This window comes from Lysinibacillus sp. GW823-FHT06C08 (assembly GCF_058795135.1).
This window is the reverse complement of record NZ_JBXAHN010000021.1, coordinates 1-5,684: the sequence shown is the minus strand read 5'-3', so window position 1 is coordinate 5,684 and position 5,684 is coordinate 1. Positions and strand designations below refer to the sequence as shown.

Annotated in this window: 5 protein-coding genes, 1 tRNA gene and 1 rRNA gene; 3 read left to right on the top strand and 4 right to left on the bottom strand. The window is 38.6% G+C overall.

Annotated features, from left to right (window positions below; translation table 11 throughout):
• Positions 1 to 2 precede the first annotated feature (2 nt).
• Positions 3 to 74, top strand: a tRNA-Glu gene (locus AC1Q6O_RS22865).
• 67 nt (positions 75 to 141) lie between these two features.
• Here AC1Q6O_RS22865 and AC1Q6O_RS22860 read toward each other — a convergent pair.
• The 4 genes from AC1Q6O_RS22860 to nadB form a co-directional block, all read right to left on the bottom strand.
• Complete coding sequence (locus AC1Q6O_RS22860; protein WP_008181739.1) at positions 142 to 558, bottom strand: VOC family protein; 417 nt, start codon at positions 556 to 558, stop codon at positions 142 to 144.
• 139 nt (positions 559 to 697) lie between these two features.
• Positions 698 to 1,801, bottom strand: coding sequence for a quinolinate synthase NadA (nadA, locus tag AC1Q6O_RS22855; protein ID WP_492402282.1), 1,104 nt, complete (start codon positions 1,799 to 1,801; stop codon positions 698 to 700).
• Positions 1,788 to 2,648, bottom strand: coding sequence for a carboxylating nicotinate-nucleotide diphosphorylase (gene nadC, locus AC1Q6O_RS22850; RefSeq protein ID WP_486347902.1), 861 nt, complete (start codon positions 2,646 to 2,648; stop codon positions 1,788 to 1,790). Before nadC ends, nadA begins: the two co-directional genes overlap by 14 nt.
• Positions 2,605 to 4,191, bottom strand: a complete 1,587-nt coding sequence (gene nadB, locus AC1Q6O_RS22845) for an L-aspartate oxidase (RefSeq protein ID WP_107922366.1) — start codon at positions 4,189 to 4,191, stop codon at positions 2,605 to 2,607. The genes nadC and nadB overlap by 44 nt, the downstream gene beginning before the upstream one ends.
• A 100-nt stretch (positions 4,192 to 4,291) precedes the next feature.
• On the opposite strand from nadB, the gene AC1Q6O_RS22840 reads away from it, so the two are divergent.
• Together AC1Q6O_RS22840 and rrf are read left to right on the top strand one after the other, a co-directional pair.
• The gene (locus tag AC1Q6O_RS22840; protein WP_107922405.1) at positions 4,292 to 5,362 is read left to right on the top strand and encodes a cysteine desulfurase family protein; all 1,071 of its coding nucleotides are present in this window, start codon (positions 4,292 to 4,294) and stop codon (positions 5,360 to 5,362) included.
• 248 nt (positions 5,363 to 5,610) lie between these two features.
• Positions 5,611 to 5,684, top strand: a 5S ribosomal RNA gene (gene rrf / locus AC1Q6O_RS22835); the annotation flags it as partial.

Here is a 5,684-nt window from a genome sequence, read left to right as displayed (position 1 = left end):
TTGGCCCGTTGGTCAAGTGGTTAAGACACCGCCCTTTCACGGCGGTAACACGGGTTCGAATCCCGTACGGGTCATACAAAAAACAGTAGATGCATGTGCGTCTACTGTTTTTTTATAGAAAACTAATATAAGATAAACGATTTACTCTTGATTCATTGCATGCTCATCCATATAAACTACTTCCCAAATATGCCCATCTAAATCTTGAAAACCCCAGCCATACATAAATCCATGATCCTGTGGATCACTATAAGGTTTACCCCCGGAGGCAAGTGCCTTATTTACTAGCTGATCTACTTGCTCGCGATTTTCTGCAGATAGACATAAAATTGCTTGGGCAGAAACAGTAGTATCCGGTATCTCCTTGTTACTAAATCCTTTGAAGCGATCTTCGACCATTAGTAAAGCAAAAATATTTTCGCTAATAATCATTGAGGAAGTTGTTTCATCACTGAATTGTTGATTGAACTCAAAACCTAACTCCTTAAAAAATGACGTGGATTTGTTTACATTTTTTACTGGTAAATTAATGAAAATATTTTTCGATTGAAAAGACATTTCTTATCACCTCCAAATCGACATTATCATAAAAAATAAATGAGTGTCAATTTCAGGAGGTAACCAGATACTTAATTTTATGAGCAAATAAAAAGCAGAAATATTGTTTTTTACAACATCTCTGCTTTAAAATCGTAATTTATCTTCTTGCTAACATTCTTTCCAGAGAACTAAGAGCTTCAGTGCTAGTATGGCTATCAACTTGAATAAGGTTATGTGGTTGACCTTGTTCAATGCTTTCTAAGCACCATAGTAAATGGGGGAGATCAATGCGATTCATTGTTAGGCAAGGACAAAAGTTTTCATTTAAAGAGATGATCTGTTTATCTGGATGCTGCTTTATAATACGATTGACCAGATTCATTTCTGTCCCTATTGCCCATGCAGATCCACTAGGTGCTTGACTAATTGTATCGATAATGTACTTAGTTGAACCAGCATCATCAGCCGCATCTACAACTTCACGACTACATTCAGGGTGAACAATAATTTTCATGGCGGGATATTCCTTACGAACAGTCTCTGTATGTTGAAATGTAAATCCTTCATGTACAGAGCAATGACCCTTCCACAGAATAACTTGGATGTTCTCAAGAGGCTGTTTAGTTTCAAGTATATTTTTATGCGGATTCCAAACGGCCATATTCTCGAGTGGAACACCTAAGTCATAAGCAGTATTTCTGCCTAAATGTTGGTCGGGTAAAAAGAAGATACGCTGTTTTTGTGTAAATGCCCACTGAACAAGCTCTTTCGCATTAGAGGATGTTACACATGCACCACCATGTCTTCCTGTAAAGGCTTTAATAGCGGCTGTTGAATTAACATAGGTAAGTGGAATGATCGTATCACCAAAGAGCTGCTGTAAAATGGGCCATGCTTGTTCAGTTTGATAAATATCAGCCATGTCAGCCATCGAGCAACCTGCACGCATATCTGGTAAATATACATGTTGCTGTTTTGATGTTAGCATATCAGCAGTTTCAGCCATAAAATGTACCCCACAAAATACGATGTGCTCCGCCTCTTTGTTTGCTGCAGATAATTGAGCTAGCTGTAAGGAATCTCCCGTTGCATCAGCAAATTGGATAACTTCATCTTTTTGATAGTGATGACCCGGAATAAAAAGCTTAGATCCTAATTTCTTTTTGATGGATAAAATACGAGATTCCATTTCCGTTACGGATAATGCTCGATAATGCTCAGGAAGTAACGTCGTCTGCTGTAATAAACTAGTGATGGACAATGGAATAGCCTCCTTTCATTTGTACAAGGGCGCTAATGTCAAAGGCTTTGACAGAGTGGGTTAGAGAACCAAGTGAAATCCACTGTATACCAGTTTGAGCATAAGCTCTTATATTTTCAAGAGTAATGCCACCTGACGCTTCAGTCGTGATAGAAGAAGGAACAGCAGGCAGCCATGCACGTATTTCTTCAGGACTTCGATTATCAAACATTATAATATCTGCTCCAGCTAAAATGGCTTCATCTAGCTGTTTTTTTGTTTCTATTTCCACTTCAATTTTAACGGTATGACCAACTTTTTCTCTAGCAGCCTGAATGGCGTTTGTCATGCTACCAGCAAAAGCAATATGATTATCCTTTAGCATGATTGCATCAAATAGGCCATTGCGATGGTTAAAAGCACCACCGATTCGAACAGCATATTTATCAAGCATACGCAAACCAGGAATCGTTTTACGGGTATCACATATTTTTGTGTTCGTTCCTGAAATTTCCTGTACTGCTAGGTGAGCCGCCGTAGCTATTGCAGACATCCGTTGTATAAGATTTAAAATTACGCGTTCTCCCATTAATAATTTTTGTAAGGGGCCATCTATAATAGCAATGACGTCGCCAGCCTCTACGGCTTCCCCATCTTTTTTAGGAAGGTTGACTTTTATAGACCGATCTAGTACGTGAAAGCCATGCTCAATAATAGGTGCGCCACAAAAAATGCCACTTTCTTTGGCATAAAATGAAAAAGTTCCTTGCTCTTTAGGAGAAAAAATATATTCACTCGATAAATCCCCATCACCTATATCCTCATTAAAAAATTGTTTGAGCATTTCCTCGAGTTTGATGATATTCATACAATGAATTCCTCACTTTCATTTGTCCTTGCGAAAAAATAATCCATCGGTTTGCCCACTTTGCTACCATCGCGGGTTTATCGCTACGAATGTGGGCTCCACGTGTTTCAGTTCTTGTAATGGCCGCATGGGTTATTAATGTGGCGACAACATGCATCATATATAGTTCCAGCTCAGTCTGTTGCAAACCCTTTAAATTTGCATGGAGAAGTGCTTGTATAGAGGGTAATTGCTGGAGGGAATATTGCAAATCGTCACCGTTCCTAACGATACCTAAGTACTGCATCATATGTTGCTGTAATTGTTGTTTGCTAAATAATGAAGGCATTGAATCGACATTTTTATCGCTAGCAAGTAAGAAATCCTTTTGACTACAGCCTTGTTGGATAATGAAATATGCCATTCTGTGACCAAAAGTAATCCCTTCTAATAGGGAGTTACTAGCTAAACGATTTGCTCCGTGAACACCTGTACAGGCCACTTCGCCGATAGCATACAAGTTGGCTATAGTGGTTCTGCCTTTATCATCAGCAATAATACCGCCCATTAAAAAATGACTACCTGGTGAAACAGGAATCAGGCCATCTTGTAAGTCAATATGGTTGTTACGGCAAAGCTGTGTGATTGATGGAAATTTTACATCGAAATTTTGGATGGAGGATATATCAAGGAATGTTTCCTCACCAGCCGCCCGTTTCTTAAATAATGTGAGTGCTGTAATATGTCTTGGCGCTAAATCAAGTTGTGCATGGATGCCCTTCATAATTGGACGACGTTGGGCATCGACAAAAATACCACCAGCTCCTCGTACCGCTTCAGAAATCAATCCTTTTGCCTCGTTTTCACACCAAAGCAGACTTGGATGAAACTGCATAAATTCCATATCACTGATGGCAGCTCCTGCTCGAAAGGCTAAAGCAATACCATCACCAGTATTTGTTGGGTAATTAGATGTACTTGAATAAAGTGCTCCTGCACCACCTGTCGCTAAAATAACATGATGGGCAAAGTAGCGTTTAGTGCCTTCGCTTCCTTTTGTAAGTACACCTACACAGTCACCATTTGTATTTAGTAAAAGTTCATAGGCCATTTCATAGCAATTTACCTTTGTATTAGGAGAAAGTTTATGAAGCAAGTAATCTATGAAAATTTGACCAGTACGATCACCACCTGCATGGAGAATACGATGATGGCTATGTGCTCCCTCCAGACCTAGAGCAGGAGCTCCATTGCTATTCCGATCAATGGGGAATTCAGCTTGAAGGTAGTTACGCATTATTTTTGTGCCTTCTTCTATGAGCGTTTGGACATTTCTACCTTCATGATGAAACTCTCCGGCCTTCAATGTATCCGCAATATGGCAATCAATATGATCCTCCTCACTTGTCACGACGGCAATGCCACCCTGTGCACGATAGGAACTGCTCGTATGGACGGATGATTTTGTAACTATTTGTATTTTAAAATGTTCTTCGAGGAGTAGAGCTGCCTGAAGTGCTGCAATACCACTACCAATTATAAGGACGTCTGTCTTTACATCCATAGTTATACCTTCTTTACAGTTGTCTTGACACTTATCTTTACATAAAATAAAAAAGAAAACAAGACCTGTTGAACGAGAGAGGAAGAATACGATGATCTACATGGATTACGCAGCAACAACACCAATGACGAAGAAGGCGCTTGAAGCATATGTAGAGGTGGCACAGCGTTATTATGGAAATAGCTCAAGTCTCCATGATTTAGGGGGACAAGCGTATTATTTTATCCAGCAATCAAGAGAAATTATAGCCAATGAACTTGGTGTCAATAGTGATGGCGTTATCTTTACTGGAAGCGGAACGGAAGGAAACATTATGGCCATTTTGTCATTAGCATTTGCCTCTAAAAAAGGAAAACATATTATTTCATCACAAGCTGAACATACGTCTGTACATGCAGCTTTGAATACATTGGAGAAAATGGGTTTTGAGGTGACAAAATTACCGTTGCAAAAGGATGGTTGTATTGACTCAGAACAACTACTACTCGCTATTCGAAAAGATACAGCATTAATTTCCATTCAACATGTAAATTCAGAAATTGGTTCTATTCAACCTGTGGAAAAAATAATTGAAGCGGCAAAAGAAACCGCTGTTTACTGTCATATTGATTGTGTACAATCCTTTGGGAAATTAACTATACCAAGAGGAGGAGACGCTATGACAATTTCAGCACATAAAATAGGAGGACCTAAGGGCTGCGGCGCTGTTTATATAAACCCTGCAATTCGTGTTCCAGCACTGACACCAGGCGTAACTCATGAAAGAGGATTAAGAGGGGGAACTTTAGATACACCTGCCATTGTTTCCTTTGCGGCAGCGGTTGAAAATAATAGTTATGAAAGACAGCATTACGAGGAATTAAGAAGATATTTTAAAAGTCGTCTACCAAAAACAGTTCGACTAATAGAGTGTAAGCAGCAATTGCCAAATATTTGTGGTGTCATGATGAGTAAAGTGGAGGGGCAATATGTATTATTAAAATTAAACGAGGCAGGGATCAGTATATCAACGGGAAGTGCGTGTGATATTCATAGCGAATCTGGAACAAAAGCCATTTTATCTATGAATTATTCAATGGAAGCGGCACGGCAATTCTTTAGAATATCTTTCGGAGATTCAACAACATTTAAAGAAATTGATAGATTGACTATGGAACTTGCTACTATTTAGTAGCAAGTTTTAAGCAAGATCATAAGCTGAAAATATATAGATGAAAAATAATTGTTTTCTTTTGAAACAACTATTGATATAATATTTTGCAGGGCAATATTTTCTCTTTCTTAACAAAAATATCTTTTAAAAGTAATAATTTCTTTTTTTTATAAAAAAGTATTGCACAATATGAGAAAACGTTATACAATAATTCTTGTCTTGAAGGACAGGTAAACAACTTCAAAACAAGATACATAATAAAGTAGTCTAGTGATGATGGCAAAGAGGTCACACCCGTTCCCATACCGAACACGGAAGTTAAGCTCTTTAGCGCCGATGG

Excerpts from the sequence above, each read along its gene's own strand:
- AC1Q6O_RS22840 (WP_107922405.1), top strand. The coding sequence starts at position 4,292 with ATGGATTACGCAGCAACAACACCAATGACGAAGAAGGCGCTTGAAGCA.
- AC1Q6O_RS22860 (WP_008181739.1), bottom strand. The coding sequence starts at position 558 with ATGTCTTTTCAATCGAAAAATATTTTCATTAATTTACCAGTAAAAAAT.
- nadB (WP_107922366.1), bottom strand. The coding sequence starts at position 4,191 with ATGGATGTAAAGACAGACGTCCTTATAATTGGTAGTGGTATTGCAGCA.
- nadC (WP_486347902.1), bottom strand. The coding sequence starts at position 2,648 with ATGAATATCATCAAACTCGAGGAAATGCTCAAACAATTTTTTAATGAG.